The following is a 15165-nucleotide window of genomic DNA, read 5'->3' on the forward strand; positions in this document are numbered from 1 at the left end:
CCTGTCGCAGTCTTCGCGCATGGCGACCTGTGACGTCTGTGGCAACGAGTACTGGATGGCCTTCGAGGTGCGCACCGTCGGCGGCGGCGTGCACACGTTCGACAGCTTCGAGTGCGCGATCCAACGCCTCGCGCCGCGCTGCGAGCACTGCGACTGCCGCGTGATCGGGCACGGTGTGGAGGTGGAGGGCCGCTTCTTCTGTTGCGCCCACTGCGCGCGTTCGGCGTCCGCCGACCTCGGGGCGCAGATCCGCGACACCGTCGGCGCCCATCCGGGCTAACGCAGGACGAGGTCCAAGCTGAGCGGCACGGGCGGCGGCAACTCGTTCGTGCCGGTTCGGAACGCCTCCAGCAGATAGGCGACGAGCCGCTGTGAAGCGGCCACTGCCACGTCGACGGGCACGCCGGCGAGGCCGCCGTTGGCCAGGAGCACCAGGGTCAGGTCGTGCGGCGAGAAGTCGGCGCGCAACTGTCCGCTGTCCTTCGCCCGCTGCACCAACGCGCTGAAGCCCAGCCACGTCCGGTCCCGCACCTCGGAGTGCATGTCGGGGAACGACGCGACGAACGCAGCGGTGAACCCGCGATCCGTGGCCTGCAGCAAGCACACCTTCTCGATCACCGTGCGGAGCCCGCGCCACGGGTCCGGATCCGCCAGCGCCTCCTCGATGGTGGCCTGGCAGAGGGCGAACTGCTCGGTGAACGCCTCCATCACCAGCGCTTCCTTCGTGGGGAAGCGCCGGTACAGCGTGGCGACCCCGACTCCGGCGTGGCGGGCGATCGCGGCCATCGGCACTTCCAGCCCGCGCTCGGCGAACAGTTCGCGCGCGACGGCCAGCACCCGCGCGCGGTTCTCCCGCGCGTCGGCACGCATCTGAGACGGTTCGGCGGTCACTTCTTCTCACTTCGCGTCAAGTGGAGGGGGTTATCCACTTACGAGGCTACGTTGGCGGACATGAACTTCAAGGGACCGGTCGTACGTCACCTCAACAAGTTGATGGTGGGTCTGCGTGACGCACCGCTCGTGGGGAAGCTCGTGCGCAAGGGGATCACCGTCGTGTCCTACACCGGACGGCGCTCCGGCCGTACGTTCTCCACTCCTGTCAGCTACCAACGCAACGGTGACGTCGTGGCCATCCAGGTGATGATGCCGGACGCCAAGACGTGGTGGCGCAACTTCAACGGCGAGGGCGGGCCGCTCACTCTCGAACTCGATGGCGTGCAACGGACCGGACACGCGACATCGCACCGTGACGACCGAGGCCGTGTCACGGTGCGAGTGCAGCTCTAGAACCCTTACGCGGCAAGGGAATCCAGGCGACGACCTTCCAGCACCGCCGCGACCGCGTAGGCACCGCCGCCCAGCACGGCGAGCACACCGAAGAAGCCGGGCGCGGGCACGAACAACGTCGCTGCCGCCACCAACGCGAGCCAGGTGCCCAGGTTGTGGTGCAACGCGTTGCGGCGCACGGCTCCCTCTGCGATGTAGATCAGTCCTACGACGATGGTCGCGCCAGCGGGCCAGAGCACGGTTTGCAGCTCTGGTTTCTCGAACACGGTGCTCAGCGTGGTGATCATGAGAGCCAGCGCGGCGAATCCGGTGACCCAGGCCGTGCCGACGAGCTTCTCGGCACGGCGGCGTTCCGGAGAAACAGCGCGCTGAGCCCGCAGTGAGGCCGTCATGGCCAGGACCGTGCCGGCGAGGAGCCCTGCACCGAGGAAGCCGATCGGCAGCCAGGACGGCATGACGACCAGGCCGGTCTCGGAGAGCACGGCGGCGCCGTGGCCGAAGACGTAGGCGAACGCGAAACCCAGGTAGGCGGCGCGGTTGTCGATCTCACCGGCGAGAACGGTGGTGCGGACAGCGGTCGCGTTCATGATGGGGACCTCCGGGAAGTGAGTGACGTGATCAAGCGGGTGCGGGAGCGGAGAGGCAGCGGCCACGATGGTCTGGCGGTCGGTCACGGCTCCGGGACGATCACGACCTTGCCCAGCACGGTGCGGGACTCGGCCAGCGCCAGCGCGGAAGCGGCTTCGGACAACGGAATGCGCGCGGCGATCTGCGGAGTGAGCACACCGGCGCCGACGAGACGGAGCACCTCCGTGAGGTCGTCCCGAAGCCGTGCGCGGAACGCGGCGGGACGGAAACGCTTGCCGGCCCAGAAGTTGTAGAAGCCCGCGCGCTTGCCGTTGGGCAGCACGTTCCACAAGAACAGGCGCCCGAACAGCTTCAGCACCGGCAGCATCGCGTTGCCGGGCTCGTCCTTCGTCGCCGCGGTGCCGTAGTTCACCAGCGCACCGCCACGGCGCAGCAGCCGCCACGACTTGTGCAGCCCCTCGCCACCGACGTGGTCGAACACCGCGTCTACACCGTCGGGCGCGAGCTCGCGGATCCGGTCGTACATGTGCGGATCCCGGTAGTCGACGGGGGCCGCACCCAGCTCCCGCACCGCGTCGTGGTGGCGGGCCGAGGCCGTGCCGATCACCTTGATGCCGGCGTGCCGGGCGAGCTGCACGAGCGTCGAGCCCACGCCGCCGTTGGCGCCCAGCACCACGATCGTGCCGCCGGTCCTGACCTTCGCGGTGCGGTGCAGCATCTGCCACGCCGTGACGCCGTTGACCACGACCGTCGCCGCCGCGGCCGGCGCGACGCCATCCGGTACCGGCACCAGGTCGGCGGCCTCGACGATCAGGTGGCTGGCCCACCCGCCGACCTTGGTGACCGCGGCGAACCGGTGGAGCTTCAGCGCGGGATCCACGCCGGGGCCCACGGCGACGACCGTGCCGACGACGTCGTAGCCGGGCACGAACGGGAACGGCGGCTGGTCGAAGTACTTGCCGAGGCGCATCTGCTGCTCGGCGAACGAGACCCCGGCCGCGTCCATGCGCAGGACGACCTGGCCCTCACCCGGCGCGGGAAGGTCGCGGACCTGCACCTTCAGGCCGCTGGGCGCGACGATGCCCGGCAGGACGACCTCGGTGGTGGTGTTCATCCGGCGGCTCCTCGGCTCGCTGTGCTGACGGAAGTAAACTAACGACTGTAAGTCTACGACCGCAAGACTAACACTCATAAACTTTCAGGTGTATGGTTACGGCTGTGACGAACACGGAGCCACGCAGGCGCAACCGCCGGGGCGAGGGCGGCAAGCTGCGCGAGGAGATCATCGCCGCGGCGATTGCCCTGCTGGACGAGGGCGGCGACGAACGCGCGGTCACGCTGCGCTCAGTCGCACGCAAGGCGGGCATCGCGGCGCCGTCGATCTACGCGCACTTCGCGGACCAGCCGTCGATCATGCTGGCGGTCGTCCAGCAGGAGATGGACCGGCTCGCGGCGGCTCTGCGCGAGGCGGACGAGAAGGCCGGCCAGGACCCGCGGCAGCGGCTCTTCGCGGTGTGCAACGCCTATCTGGACGTCGCTCGGCAGCACCCGCAGCGCTACCGGATCATGTTCGGCGGCTTGTGGACGCCATCGGTGGAGGACACCTCGATCACCGACGACGAGCTCGAGTCACTGGGCGCCGAGGCGCTCACCCTGCTCGCCGACGTGCTCGGCGCGTGCGTCGGGGCAGGGATCGCGCACGACAGCGACGACCTCTACGGCGACGCGGTGGCGTTGTGGCTGGGGCTGCACGGCCTTGCGCACCAACGTGCCGTGGTGCGCAAGATGCCAGGACCGGCCGACGTCGCGGAACGGCTGATCACCGCGCTGGCCCACCTGAAGTCAGGGAGCCTCGAACAGGGTTGAGACCGACTCACCGACGTTGATCCGGCGCATGGCCTCCGCCATCGCCGGCGCGATCGACAGCACCTTCAGCTTCGGCACGATCTTGTCCGAAGGGATCGGAACGGTGTTCGTCGCGACGATCTCGAGCACGTCGTCGAACGCCTGCAACCGGTCCAGCGCACCGGACGAGAACAGCCCGTGCGTGCAGGCGACCCGGATCGACCCGGCTCCACGCTCCCGCAGCTTGTCCAGCAACTCGATGACAGTCGATCCCTTGGCGATCTCGTCGTCCAGGACGATCACATCGCGCCCGGTGACGTCACCGATCACGGTCGAGATCTGCACGTTGTCGTCGGCGAACCGCTGCTTGGCGCCGGCCGCGACCGGCAGGCCGAGGATCCGCGCGAAGTGCGCCGCCTCCTTGGCGTTCCCGAGGTCCGGCGACACCACGACGGTGTTCGTCAGGTCGTACTGGGAGAAGTGTGCGGCCAGCTCCCGCAACGCGTGCAGGTGATCAACAGGCACCGAGAAGAATCCGTGCACCTGCGGAGAGTGCAACGTCATCGCCAGGACGCGTGATGCGCCGGCGGCCACCATCAGGTCGGCGACCAGCCGTCCGCCGATGGAGATTCGCGGTGCGTCCTTCTTGTCCGAGCGTGCATAGGCATAGTGCGGCAGCACAACGGTCGTGCGCGCCGCCGAAGCGCCACGGGCAGCGTCCAGCATCAGCAGCAGTTCGACGAGATGTTCCTGCACCGGCGGCACCAGTGGCTGGATCAGGAACACGTCCCGCTCCCGGCAGTTCGCCTGCAGCTGCACCTCGAGACAGTCGTTGGCGAACCGGGTCAGGCGGCTGGGTGACAGGTCGACGCCGAGATGACGGCAGATCTCCTCGGCGAGAGCGGGATGGGCAGAACCACTGAAGACAGCGATGTCACGCACATCGACGAACTTAGTCGATGACCAGCACCAACTTGCCGTCCTGGAAGAACGGTGTCAGGTTCCCGCGTGTGTCGACCGTGTGCGTGCCACGCGGTAAGACGGCCTCGATCGCGGTGAACGCGAGGATGTCCGAAACACCGTGACGGCCGCGCAACGAGCGTTGGCCCTGGAACCGCAGAGCACGCCCTTCGCGGCGGTACTGGTGGGCCTCGGCGGCGGTGGAGGCGCCTGCTCGCAGCGCGTCCGGTCCCGCGAGACGCCCCGACGAGGCACTGCGCACCGCTACCCCGAAGCCCTGCTCGACCAGTGAGTTCACCACCGCGTCGGACGGGGGCACCGGCAGCAGGAAGGACATCGCGTAGTGCGACTCGACCTCGTGCACCACGACCGTCCTGGCCGTGGTCAGCACGGTGTCGTGCAGCTCCAGCGCGATCTTCTCCGCTTCCCAGCGGTTCTCGTAGCCGGCGTCGATGCCGACGAAGGTGCTGGTCACCTGACCTCCACGAAGATCGGGTTGGTGTAGCACCACAGGTCCTCCCACGGGTTCGCGGCTCCCGGAGTGTCCGCCTGCGGTTCGAACGCGCCGCGGTTGCCGTCGGTTCCGCGCAATCGGAGGTAAAAAGGCTCTCGGACATTGCGGAACGTGTGCGTGAAGACCGCATAGTGCCAGCGCGGCTCGTAGGATTGCTCGACGTTCACATGTGGCGTCGACAACGTTTCGGGCGACGCCGGACCGGTTACCAGGCCTTTGACGAGGTCCAAACGGCACAGGCGCGGCACGAATCCCGCGCTGTTCGGGCGTGTCGCCAAACGGGCCTTGACCTGCACCGTCACGGTGGATCCACGCCGCACGCACAGCCGCTCACCGAGGCCGGCGGAACCGCTGGAACCGTGGACGCTGAACCACAGGTCGTCGACCAGCCCGCCGTGCGAAACCCATGCCCGTCCGGCCCGCAGACCCTCCATCACGGCGCCCCGCGTCCGCCGGGTCGCACCGACGGCGGTCCGTGAAGATTCACAGGGGAAGAAGTCGACATAGGGCGGCTGGACCTGCGGCGGGCCGGAGTCCACCGGGTCGAGGTGCTTGCCGTGGAGATCGAACTGGTTTCCCGGCTCCGGCACGCGGACGATCGTGTCGCGCGAGTTGAAGTGCGAGTCGGAGTTCGACGTGATCCACCAGCCGAGGCCCTCGGCGAGCAGCGAGTCCCACACGCCACCGAGCTTCGCCGTCATCCAGTCGAAGCCGCCGTAGGTCTTGTAGGCCTCCTGCGGGTAGGCCGCGTAGGAGTTCGAGCCGGGACTGTTCGCGTACCCGCCGGGGCCGCGCAACGGATCGCCGTCACCCTGCGCGCCGGGCGCACTCTCCATGCCGACAACGGTGTCGGGCGCCAGGTCGCGCATGTTCCGCAGTTCATGGGGCGCCACGCGGCCGTTGCGCATCGGGTGGTTGACGAACACCAGAGCGGACTTCATGGTGCCGTTGCGGATCTTGGTCTGCAGCCAGCGGATCGCGTCCAGAGCCTTCTTCTCGTTGGCGGGACTGGAAGCTTCCTGCCCGTTCAGCCGCCAGTCGAACTGCCGCTCGAAGTCGCGCAGCACACCGGCCTCGTCGTGGCAGTCCTCGAAGAAGAGGGTCGCGTGCTCGGCGCCGGGGCCGTTCCACTCCATCCCTTGCCACAGCAGCAGTTGCGGGAACTTCCGCTGTGCCCTGCGGATGTCGGCGGCCGTTGCCTCAACGGAATGCGCCTCGTGCGACGCGTGTCCGTGGTCGGTGATCACCAGCCAGTCCGTGCCGTGCCGCAACGCACCGCGGATCTGCTGCTCGATGGTGTACATGCCGTCGTACGAGTACTGCGTGTGCGTGTGGTGGTCGCCGGAAAGCCAGTGGTAGCGCGACGATGCGGAGGCACGTCCAGCGCCGAGCACACCCGCTGCACCCAGTGCACCCGCTCCCTGCAGGAAGCGTCTGCGGGCTACGTCGGACACGGCTGATCCTCCACACGACTGGTCGGGGTTCGTGGAGGCTAGACCGATCGGGTGAGGCGCAGGTAGCCGCTGAATGGATGGAGCAAGAACACTAGATCGGCAACAGGTCCACCCAGTCGAGGAACGGCAGCGCGCCAGTGGCCTGCAGGGCCGCGAGTCCGAGCCACACCGACAGGATCGTCACGACGGGACCGACGATGGCCATCTCGACGACGCCACCGGTCTTCATCCGCATGATCTTCGGCGGCGCCACGGGGAACCACGTCTTGCCCATGATCGGAACCGGCCAGAGGATCGGACAGCCCTGCTCGGTGATCGCATCGCCGATGTAGTGCGCGAAACAGCCGACGCCGACCGCGATTCCGCACGCCGCGGCGGACGCGTTCGACTGGGAGGTCCACGCGATCATCGCCCACGTGATCCCCGCGGACACGACGGTGATCAGCAACGCGTCCTGCTTGGGGCACCAGTCGTTCATGATGCCGCGCACCGCGAGACCGGCGAACACGAACATCAGCACCGGCAGCGCCCACTTCTGGCTGTTCTGCACGACCGCGGTGGTGAAGACCGCGGCGAACAACGCGAAGACGAGCGTGTGCGTGAGACCGCGATGTCCGCCGTCTCGCTTGGAATCCTTCTTCGTTCTCGTTGTCCGGTACACGAAGCCGCTCAACGCGTTGATGCCGGCGGACAGCCCGCTGCTCAGTGCTCCGAACGTGCGCGAGATGGTCGAACCGGGGTGGTCGAGATCCGGCAGGAGTGCCGCTCCGGTGGCGAGAACCGCGCCAACGGCCCAGCTCTGCGGCGAGAGCTGGCCGATCGGGTGACTCGATGCGAGTGCGGTGACGGCGCTCCAGGCGAGCAGCCCGCTCATCGCATGTGTTGGCCCAGTTGACACTTACGTCCCTTCTGATGATCACCCGATGGTGAAAACAGTAGCCGCAGGTATCAGGTGCCCGAGCCGAATCTCCATATCTCCGGACAACCAACTCCTCTGCAAGGAGCACGGACATGGCGCAGGTTTGGCTCATCACCGGCAGTTCCCGCGGCATCGGCCGCAAGACCGCAGAAGCGGTGCTCGCCGCCGGACACCGGCTCGTCGCGACCGCGCGCAACCCGCGTGATCTCGACGACCTCGTCTCTCAACACGGCGACCGGGTCAGATCTGTTGCACTCGATGTCCGCGACGCCGGGCAAGCCAGGGCGGCCGTGGCGACGGCGGTCCGCGAGTTCGGCCGGCTCGACGTCGTGATGAACAACGCGGGCGCCGGTCGCGTCACGTCGATCGAGGAGTGCTCGGAGGCCGACTTCCGCGACCAGCTGGAGATCAACCTCATGGGCGTCGTCAACGTCACCAAGGCCGCGCTGCCCGTCCTGCACGAGCAGCGGTCGGGCCACTTCCTGCAGGTCGGGTCGACCGCCGGCCACATGGCGTTCGGCGGCGGGCTCGCCCCGTACGTGATGGCCAAGTTCGCGCTGCGCGGCTTCACCGAGTCGCTGGCCGCGGAGTGCGCGCCGTTCGGGGTCAAGGCCACGATCGTCGAACTGGGAGGCTTCCAGACGGACTGGACCGGCCCCTCTCTGGTGGTGACCGAGCCGGGAGAGGACTACGTTCCCTCTGTCGGGGCAATGCTCGACATGATGCGTGGCGCGCACGGCAACATGCCTGGTGATCCGGCCAAGGCCGCGCGGGTCATGCTCGACGTGGTAGCCATGGACGAGCCTCCGCTGAGTCTGCTGCTCGGCAGCGACGCGGTGGACATGGTCCGCATGGCAGACCAGGCACGGAACGCTGAAATCGACAAGTGGGAGCACGTGAGCCGTTCGACGGACTTCGACCCTGAATCGGTGTAACCAGGGTCGCAGGCACACCTCGGCGGTTTACCAGTACGCTTGTCTTGCTTGCATCGTCGCGAGAGGAGCGCCCGGAGTTATGGGCAAGATCAAGGTTCAGGGCACCGTCGTCGAGCTCGACGGCGACGAGATGACCCGGATCATCTGGCAGTTCATCAAGGACAAGCTGATCCACCCGTACCTGGACGTCACCCTTGAGTACTACGACCTGGGCATCGAGCACCGGGACGCCACTGACGACCAGGTCACCATCGACGCCGCCAACGCCATCAAGAAGCACGGCGTCGGCGTCAAGTGCGCCACCATCACCCCCGATGAGGCGCGCGTCGAGGAGTTCGGCCTGAAGAAGATGTGGGTCTCGCCGAACGGCACGATCCGCAACATCCTCGGCGGTGTCGTCTTCCGCGAGCCGATCATCATCTCGAACGTCCCGCGCCTGGTCCCCGGCTGGACGAAGCCGATCATCATCGGCCGTCACGCGCACGGTGACCAGTACAAGGCCACCAACTTCAAGGTGCCCGGCGCCGGCAAGCTGACGATCACCTTCCAGCCGGAGGACGGCTCGGAGCCGATCGAGCACGTCGTCACCGAGTTCCCGGCGGAGGGCGGTGTGGCGATGGGCATGTACAACTACAACAAGTCCATCGAGGACTTCGCCCGCGCCTCGTTCTCCTACGGCCTGCAGCGGGGCTACCCCGTCTACATGTCCACGAAGAACACGATCCTGAAGGCCTACGACGGCGCCTTCAAGGACATCTTCCAGCGCGTGTTCGACGAGGAGTTCAAGGCGGAGTTCGACGCCAAGGGCCTCACCTACGAGCACCGCCTCATCGACGACATGGTCGCCGCGGCCATGAAGTGGGAGGGCGGCTACGTCTGGGCGTGCAAGAACTACGACGGTGACGTCCAGTCCGACACGGTCGCGCAGGGCTTCGGCTCGCTCGGCCTGATGACGTCGGTCCTGATGACGCCGGACGGCAAGACCGTCGAGGCCGAGGCCGCGCACGGCACCGTGACGCGTCACTTCCGCCAGCACCAGGCAGGCAAGCCCACGTCGACGAACCCGATCGCGTCGATCTTCGCGTGGACCCGCGGCCTCATGCACCGCGGCAAGCTGGACAACACCCCCGAGGTGATCCGCTTCGCCGAGGCGCTCGAGGAGGTCGTGATCGAGACTGTCGAGGCCGGTCAGATGACCAAGGACCTGGCCCTGCTGGTCGGCAAGGACCAGGCGTGGCTGACCACCGAGGACTTCCTCGCCGCGCTGGACGAGAACCTCAAGAAGAAGATGGCGTCGTTCTGACGTTCGCCTGATTCACGCAGTCGAGAAGGCCACCCCGGTCACGCCGGGGTGGCCTTTTCCGTCCCCCCGTCACCCGGTCGGTTCCTCTTGCGGGTGGTTGCCGCGCCGAGCCCTCCACAGGGGTCAGTCAGCCGCTATATCTGCAGCTCCAGGGCAGTGCGGTATTCGGAGGCTGGCGATGTTGGGTGTTCCGGTCAGGGGCATGATCGTGATTGGCGTGCTGGGCATCGCCGGCGTCATGTACGTGGCGAACGGCGGCAAGCAGATGACCAGTGAGCAGGGCGCCCAGATCTGCAAGATCACGGTGACCGCGGACGTCCTCAACGTCCGGTCGGGCCCCGGCGACATGCAGCCGATCGTCTCGACGATGCCGCGCGACGCCGTTGCCGACGCCCAGCCGCGCGTCGAGAACGGCTACCGGATGCTGAGCGACCGGCGCTGGGTCAGCACGCGGTTCGTCGCGCTGACCAGCGACTCGACCTGCAAGTGAGGGATGCTCCGAATTTCCGGCTGAGATACCAGGTGTTTCCCAGTTGGGTCAGGCCTTTCCAGGTCCGGGGACCCTCCATAGGATTGACCCGGCTGGACTAGTCAGGACGGCCCTGAACGCGCCGCCACGTGTTCCAACTGCGTGTGGCGAAGGGGCGTACCCGGGTGGCGGTCACGAGTTCCGTGGTGTCCGACCGCAAGCGCGAGCTGACGGCTCTGCGGCGTGCGCTGGAGGAGGCCGCCGAGGGCACGCCCTGCGTGGTCTGCGTCGCAGGCCGCGCGGGCATGGGCAAGACGTCGGTGCTGACCGAGACCGTGCGGATGGCACGTGAGCTCGGGTTCGCGGTCTTCCGGGCGCAGTGCTCGCCGTCGGAGTCAGGGTTCCGGTTCGGTGTGGTCGCGCAGCTCTTCGAGAGCGAGGCCGACGAGATCCTCGACGGCGCCGCGGACCAGGCCGCGATGCACCGGATGCACCGCCTGGTCCGCGAGATCTCGCTGGGCGCTCCGGTGCTGCTCGCCGTGGACGACGTGGAGCAGGCCGACGCGCCGTCGTTGAACTTCCTGTCCTACCTGCGAAGACGACTGGGCGAGCTGCCCGTGGCCGTGGTCGTGACGCGCGGTCTGGCCGTGGACGCGACGCCGTTGCTGCGCGAGGTGGTCGGTGACGCGCGACGGATCCGGCTCGCAGGGCTTGACCAGCAGGCGTGTGGCCGGTTCCTGCGGACGATCTTCTCGAGCGGTGTCACCGACGAGGTGGTCGCCGACTGGCGGGTGGCGACCCGCGGCAACCCGTACCTCCTGGGGCTGCGTCCTCGCGACCTCGGGGAACGGTCCGGCGAGCTGGTCGCCCGGCTCGCGCAGGCCGGGCCGCAGGTGGTGGCACTGGCTCGGGCGTTCGCGGTGCTCGGGGAGGTGGACCTGGCGCTGGCCGGCGCGGCAGCGGGATTGGGGCCGCAGGAGGCCGTGGACGCGTCACGGGCGTTGAGCGGCCTGGGTTTCGCGGGTGTACCGATGGTGCTGACGACGTTGGCGCAGAGCACGACCGCGTTGGACCGCGCGGCGGTGCATGCTCGTGCGGCACGGTTCCGGCACGACGACCAGGCGCCCGTCGAGGAGGTCGCGGCGCATCTGCTCCAGGCCGCGCCGATCGGTGAGGACTGGGTGCGGGACGTGCTGCGCATCGCGGCTCGCCGGTCCACTCCGGACAGAGCGATCGCCTGTCTGCGCAGGCTTTTGCGCGAACCGCTGCCGGACGACCTGCGTGGCGACGTGCTGGTCGAGCTGAGCGAGGCGCAGTCCCTGGTCGATCCGGGCGCGGCGATCGCGTCGCTGAACAAGGCCGCCAGCGCGTCGATGGACGCGCTGGCGGAGGGGCGGATGGCGTTGCTGCTGGCCTGCGACCTCGCGGGCAGGCTGATGTACCGGGACGCGGTCGCGAAGGTCGAGTCGGTGGTCGCGCGGGTTTCCGGGGTGGACGCCGATCTGGCTCAGCGGCTGGACCTGTACGCGTTGTCGCTCGGTCTGGAGGAGTCGTTCTTCTCCGGCGAGGTGGAGACGCGGATCGCGCGGTTGTGCGGTGCGCGGATGACCTCGGCGCGCAACGAGCGGTTCCTGAACGCGTTGCTGGCGTACCGCGGTGCTTCCGTCGGCGTGAACCTCGGGGAGACGCGGCGGCGCGTGCAGTCGTCGTTGCCGCTGCAGGTCGGGCGCGACCTGATCGACCAGTTCTCGTTCGCGCACCTGATCGTGGCGTTGATCGGCATCGACGAGTACGAGCAGGCGGACCGGCAGTGCGAGGAGGCGCTGCGGGTGACGGCCGAGCGCGATCTGGCCGTGTGCGCGGCTCTGGTGCAGGGGCTGCGGTGTCACGTGGCGCGGCGGCTGGGGACGTTGCCTGCCGCGGAACAGCTCGGCCTCGCTTCGTTGGCGCGGCTCGATGCGTTGGGCGCCAACCAGGACGGCAATCTCGTGATCGCTGTCTCCGGGCTGGTCGGCGCGTGGGTGGACACCGGTGACATGACGTCGGCCCTGCGGCTCGTGCGTGAGCGCGAGCTGGACGGCGATCTGCCCGAATACACGCACTACCAAGCACTTCTGCACCAGCGTGGTCGTCTGCACCTCGCTCTCGGCGACCCCGCTTCGGCGTTGCGCGACCACCTCGACTGCGGTCGGCGAATGGAACGCCGTGGCGCGCGCAACCCGTCGTTACAGCCGTGGCGTTCGCACGCGGCGTTGGCGCACTTGGCGTTGGGGGAGCGGGATCACGCTGTGCGGCTGGCCGCGCAGGAGCTGGAACTGGCGCGAGACTGGGGACTTGCCGTGCCACTCGGCGTGGCTCTGCGGGTTTCCGGTGTGGTGGCTGGAGACGCCGCTTTGCTGGAGGAGGCGGTGCTGACGTTGCGGTCCACTCCGGCACGGCTGGAACTGGCGCGGGCGTTGGTCGACTGGGGTGTCGCACTGCGGGCATCGGGCCGCGGTCCGGAAGCGCTCGCGGCGTTGCGGCAGGGCCACGACGCGGCGAAGCGGTGCGGCGCCATCCCGTTGATGGGCCTGGCCGCGCGTGAGCTGCGTGCGGCGGGAGGCCGCCCGGCCCGCACACCGTCGGGTTCGGTCCTGACCGCGCAGGAGGAGCACATCGTGCGGCGTGCTGTCCACGGGCTGACCAACCGGCAAATCGCGGCTGAGCTGTTCGTGACGCCACGGGCCGTTGAACTGCACCTGACGCGTGCGTATCGAAAACTGGGAATTTCCGGCCGGCGTGATTTGGCGGCGGCATTGGAAAAGGCCGGCGCGTGAGGGCGGCGCCGGCCTTTTCCTGCGCGAGTTACTTGATGACGATGATGCCCGACGCGACGATCTTGCCGTCGACCTTCTTGCCGTTGACGTCGACCGACGCGCCGACCTTCAGCTCGCCGGAGATGACGGTCTTCTTGAGGTCGTAGTCCACGTCCACCGTCGTGGAGGCGTCGACGCGCACCTTGATGGACTTGCCCTTCACGACCGCGACGACCTCGCCGGTCACGTTCGCCGCCGCCGCCGACTGCGACGTGGCCGGGGCGGCGACGGCCTGGGCGGCACCGCCGAAGAGGACGGCGGTGGCGGCGAGACCGGCGAGGACACCCTTGATCGCGTTCATTTGTTCTCCTTGGTGCTTCGGGGAGATTTCCTGGGCCCGTTTCGAATTTGACCCATGCCGATCCGCACGCTCAAGGGCCCGCTTTCAACGTTTCGTGTTCGCCGAAGTGGCGGTTTGCTTTGGTCAACGGCTTCGGTGGCGTGTGGCAAACTTGGGGCATGCTGCGGAACATGTTTCGGTGGGGCCGGGCCAAGGCCGTCACGCAGTGCTCCTGCACCCCCGAGTGGCAGGGCCTCTACACCGAGATGGACGGTCAGCGCCAGCTGGCGCTGCCCCGCGACGAGATGGCGACCATCGTCGGCTACCTCGACCTCACCGCGCACTGCGCGGGCTGCGGCGCCGAGTACCCGAAGCCCTGGGGACTGGCGTCCAAGTAGGCTGCGCGCTCGTGCTCACGGTCTCCACGGTCAACGTCAACGGTCTGCGCGCTGCCGCCAAGAAGGGCTACCTCGAGTGGCTGGCCACCACTTCCGCCGATGTGGTGTGCCTGCAGGAAGTCCGCGCGGAACCGGCCGAGCTCGCGTCGGAGGTCCACTCACCGTCCGGCTGGTTCGGCGTCTACGCCCCGTCGTCGCTGAAGGGCCGCGCGGGCGTCGGCATCATGTCGCGCGTGGAGCCCTCCTCGATCCGCGTCGGCTTCGGCACCGCGGAGTTCGAGTCGAGCGGCCGGTACGTGGAGATCGAGCTGCCGGGCGTCGTGGTCGCCTCGCTGTACCTGCCCTCCGGCGACGTCGGCACCGAGAAGCAGGACGAGAAGGACCGCTTCATGGCGGCTTTCCTGCCGTACCTGGTGTCGCTGCGGGAGAAGGCGGCCGTCTCGGGTCGTGAGGTGCTCGTCTGCGGCGACTGGAACATCGCGCACCAGCAGGCCGACCTGAAGAACTGGAAGACGAACCAGAAGGAGTCCGGCTTCCTGCCGTACGAGCGGGAGTGGATGTCCTCGGTGTTCGCGTCCGGTTACAACGACGTGGTGCGCGCGCTGCACCCCGACGTGGCCGGGCCGTACTCGTGGTGGTCGTACCGCGGCAAGGCCTTCGACAACGACTCGGGCTGGCGCATCGACTACCACGTCGCGACGGACGGGCTCGCGGCTCGGGCTGCTTCGGCGGTGGTCGAGCGGGCGGCGACGTACGCCGAGCGCTGGTCGGACCACGCCCCGGTCACCGTCGTCTACGCCGACTGATGCTGGACCAGGGGCGCGCCGTCCTCGGTGAAGTGGACGTGCCGGCCTCTGCTCCGGCTACCCGCGCCGCATCGAGGATGCCCGGACGTGCTGCAGCCCGAGCCCGAGCCCGATCAGTCCCAGCGGGCCGAACATGATCGGCAGCGCGTACGGATAACCGCCCTGCCCCTCGTTCGTGAAGACCTCGCCCGGAGTGCCGATGTCGAACGCACGCACGCTGTCGCCCTGCTTCAGCCCGCGCGGCAGACCATTGCGCACGTGTACGCCCGTGCGCGTGACTTTGCCGTCGTCGCTCGTGAACGTTCCGGTGCGGGTGTAGCAGCGGAACGAGCACTCGGGCACGTCGCCGACCGCGTAGACGCCCGGCGTCCCGAGGCCGAAAGCGATCTTGACCGCCTTCGGGAACGTCGGGATGCACAAGGCCAGCAGCAGGATGCCGCCCATGATCGCGATGACGGCGATCGTGTTTTCGCGGTCAGGTTCGGGATCGTAGGTCTCGTCGTCCGGGTCGGGCAGCAGTCCGTCCTTCGCCATGACACCCCCAGTTGTCGG

At 68.2% G+C, this 15165-nt stretch carries 18 protein-coding genes; 9 read left to right on the plus strand and 9 right to left on the minus strand.

The window, feature by feature from the left end:
- Window positions 1–19 precede the first annotated feature (19 nt).
- Complete coding sequence (locus C8D87_RS13390) at window positions 20–280, plus strand: Prokaryotic metallothionein (RefSeq protein ID WP_109639071.1); 261 nt, start codon at window positions 20–22, stop codon at window positions 278–280.
- Here the strand turns inward: C8D87_RS13390 and C8D87_RS13395 are convergent.
- Window positions 277–891: a TetR/AcrR family transcriptional regulator gene (locus tag C8D87_RS13395; protein WP_233439971.1), complete on the minus strand. Its 615-nt coding sequence runs from the start codon at window positions 889–891 to the stop codon at window positions 277–279. The genes C8D87_RS13390 and C8D87_RS13395 overlap by 4 nt on opposite strands.
- A 60-nt stretch (window positions 892–951) precedes the next feature.
- Between C8D87_RS13395 and C8D87_RS13400 the strand changes: the two genes are divergently transcribed.
- Window positions 952–1287 carry a hypothetical protein gene (locus tag C8D87_RS13400; RefSeq protein ID WP_112226828.1) on the plus strand — a complete coding sequence of 112 codons (336 nt, stop codon included), beginning with the start codon at window positions 952–954 and terminating at the stop codon, window positions 1285–1287.
- Between the two features lie 5 nt (window positions 1288–1292).
- On the opposite strand, the gene C8D87_RS13405 is transcribed toward C8D87_RS13400, so the two are convergent.
- A complete protein-coding gene (locus tag C8D87_RS13405; protein ID WP_112227070.1) occupies window positions 1293–1874 on the minus strand; it encodes an ABC transporter permease in 582 nt (193 codons plus the stop codon).
- A gap of 83 nt (window positions 1875–1957) precedes the next feature.
- Window positions 1958–2989, minus strand: coding sequence for a medium chain dehydrogenase/reductase family protein (locus tag C8D87_RS13410; protein ID WP_112226829.1), 1032 nt, complete (start codon window positions 2987–2989; stop codon window positions 1958–1960).
- Between the two features lie 104 nt (window positions 2990–3093).
- On the opposite strand from C8D87_RS13410, the gene C8D87_RS13415 reads away from it, so the two are divergent.
- Window positions 3094–3741, plus strand: a complete 648-nt coding sequence (locus tag C8D87_RS13415) for a TetR/AcrR family transcriptional regulator (protein WP_215732298.1) — start codon at window positions 3094–3096, stop codon at window positions 3739–3741.
- Here C8D87_RS13415 and C8D87_RS13420 read toward each other — a convergent pair.
- The 4 genes from C8D87_RS13420 to C8D87_RS13435 all read right to left on the minus strand — a co-directional run bounded on the left by C8D87_RS13420 (window position 3718) and on the right by C8D87_RS13435 (window position 7546).
- A complete protein-coding gene (locus tag C8D87_RS13420) occupies window positions 3718–4662 on the minus strand; it encodes a ribose-phosphate diphosphokinase (RefSeq protein WP_109639075.1) in 945 nt (314 codons plus the stop codon). The two genes, C8D87_RS13415 and C8D87_RS13420, sit on opposite strands and share 24 nt — an antisense overlap.
- A 10-nt stretch (window positions 4663–4672) precedes the next feature.
- Window positions 4673–5155, minus strand: coding sequence for a hypothetical protein (locus tag C8D87_RS13425; protein ID WP_233442074.1), 483 nt, complete (start codon window positions 5153–5155; stop codon window positions 4673–4675).
- Window positions 5152–6648, minus strand: coding sequence for a PHP domain-containing protein (locus C8D87_RS13430; RefSeq protein WP_112226831.1), 1497 nt, complete (start codon window positions 6646–6648; stop codon window positions 5152–5154). Before C8D87_RS13430 ends, C8D87_RS13425 begins: the two co-directional genes overlap by 4 nt.
- Before the next feature lie 91 nt (window positions 6649–6739).
- Window positions 6740–7546: a metal-dependent hydrolase gene (locus C8D87_RS13435; RefSeq protein ID WP_112226832.1), complete on the minus strand. Its 807-nt coding sequence runs from the start codon at window positions 7544–7546 to the stop codon at window positions 6740–6742.
- Window positions 7547–7659: 113 nt separating this feature from the next.
- Here C8D87_RS13435 and C8D87_RS13440 point away from each other — a divergent pair, with 113 nt between their 5' ends.
- The 4 genes from C8D87_RS13440 (at window position 7660) to C8D87_RS13455 (ending at window position 13090) form a co-directional block, all read left to right on the plus strand.
- On the plus strand, window positions 7660–8502 hold the full coding sequence (locus C8D87_RS13440) for an SDR family NAD(P)-dependent oxidoreductase (protein WP_109639078.1): 843 nt from the start codon (window positions 7660–7662) through the stop codon (window positions 8500–8502).
- A 79-nt stretch (window positions 8503–8581) separates the two neighbouring features.
- Window positions 8582–9805 (plus strand): NADP-dependent isocitrate dehydrogenase, encoded by a 1224-nt coding sequence (locus C8D87_RS13445; RefSeq protein ID WP_109639079.1) that lies wholly within the window; start codon window positions 8582–8584, stop codon window positions 9803–9805.
- 202 nt (window positions 9806–10007) lie between these two features.
- Window positions 10008–10295, plus strand: coding sequence for an SH3 domain-containing protein (locus C8D87_RS13450; protein WP_112226833.1), 288 nt, complete (start codon window positions 10008–10010; stop codon window positions 10293–10295).
- Window positions 10296–10459: 164 nt separating this feature from the next.
- Window positions 10460–13090, plus strand: coding sequence for an AAA family ATPase (locus C8D87_RS13455; protein ID WP_170166407.1), 2631 nt, complete (start codon window positions 10460–10462; stop codon window positions 13088–13090).
- Window positions 13091–13118: 28 nt separating this feature from the next.
- Here the strand turns inward: C8D87_RS13455 and C8D87_RS13460 are convergent, their stop codons facing one another.
- Window positions 13119–13430 carry a hypothetical protein gene (locus C8D87_RS13460; protein WP_112226835.1) on the minus strand — a complete coding sequence of 104 codons (312 nt, stop codon included), beginning with the start codon at window positions 13428–13430 and terminating at the stop codon, window positions 13119–13121.
- A gap of 158 nt (window positions 13431–13588) precedes the next feature.
- Between C8D87_RS13460 and C8D87_RS13465 the strand changes: the two genes are divergently transcribed.
- Window positions 13589–13807, plus strand: a complete 219-nt coding sequence (locus tag C8D87_RS13465) for a hypothetical protein (RefSeq protein ID WP_146231701.1) — start codon at window positions 13589–13591, stop codon at window positions 13805–13807.
- Window positions 13808–13818: 11 nt separating this feature from the next.
- Complete coding sequence (locus tag C8D87_RS13470; RefSeq protein WP_112226836.1) at window positions 13819–14613, plus strand: exodeoxyribonuclease III; 795 nt, start codon at window positions 13819–13821, stop codon at window positions 14611–14613.
- Between the two features lie 57 nt (window positions 14614–14670).
- Here the strand turns inward: C8D87_RS13470 and C8D87_RS13475 are convergent, their stop codons facing one another.
- Window positions 14671–15147, minus strand: a complete 477-nt coding sequence (locus C8D87_RS13475; protein ID WP_112226837.1) for a hypothetical protein — start codon at window positions 15145–15147, stop codon at window positions 14671–14673.
- Window positions 15148–15165 lie beyond the last annotated feature (18 nt).

The organism is Lentzea atacamensis (assembly GCF_003269295.1).
In the GTDB taxonomy this organism is placed as follows: Bacteria; Actinomycetota; Actinomycetes; order Mycobacteriales; family Pseudonocardiaceae; genus Lentzea; species Lentzea atacamensis.

Bases quoted from the DNA above. Each gene is read 5' to 3' on its own strand.
- C8D87_RS13390 (WP_109639071.1), top strand. From the start codon at position 20: ATGGCGACCTGTGACGTCTGTGGCAACGAGTACTGGATGGCCTTCGAG.
- C8D87_RS13400 (WP_112226828.1), top strand. From the start codon at position 952: ATGAACTTCAAGGGACCGGTCGTACGTCACCTCAACAAGTTGATGGTG.
- C8D87_RS13405 (WP_112227070.1), bottom strand. From the start codon at position 1,874: ATGAACGCGACCGCTGTCCGCACCACCGTTCTCGCCGGTGAGATCGAC.
- C8D87_RS13410 (WP_112226829.1), bottom strand. From the start codon at position 2,989: ATGAACACCACCACCGAGGTCGTCCTGCCGGGCATCGTCGCGCCCAGC.
- C8D87_RS13440 (WP_109639078.1), top strand. From the start codon at position 7,660: ATGGCGCAGGTTTGGCTCATCACCGGCAGTTCCCGCGGCATCGGCCGC.
- C8D87_RS13445 (WP_109639079.1), top strand. From the start codon at position 8,582: ATGGGCAAGATCAAGGTTCAGGGCACCGTCGTCGAGCTCGACGGCGAC.
- C8D87_RS13450 (WP_112226833.1), top strand. From the start codon at position 10,008: ATGATCGTGATTGGCGTGCTGGGCATCGCCGGCGTCATGTACGTGGCG.
- C8D87_RS13460 (WP_112226835.1), bottom strand. From the start codon at position 13,430: ATGAACGCGATCAAGGGTGTCCTCGCCGGTCTCGCCGCCACCGCCGTC.
- C8D87_RS13465 (WP_146231701.1), top strand. From the start codon at position 13,589: ATGCTGCGGAACATGTTTCGGTGGGGCCGGGCCAAGGCCGTCACGCAG.
- C8D87_RS13475 (WP_112226837.1), bottom strand. From the start codon at position 15,147: ATGGCGAAGGACGGACTGCTGCCCGACCCGGACGACGAGACCTACGAT.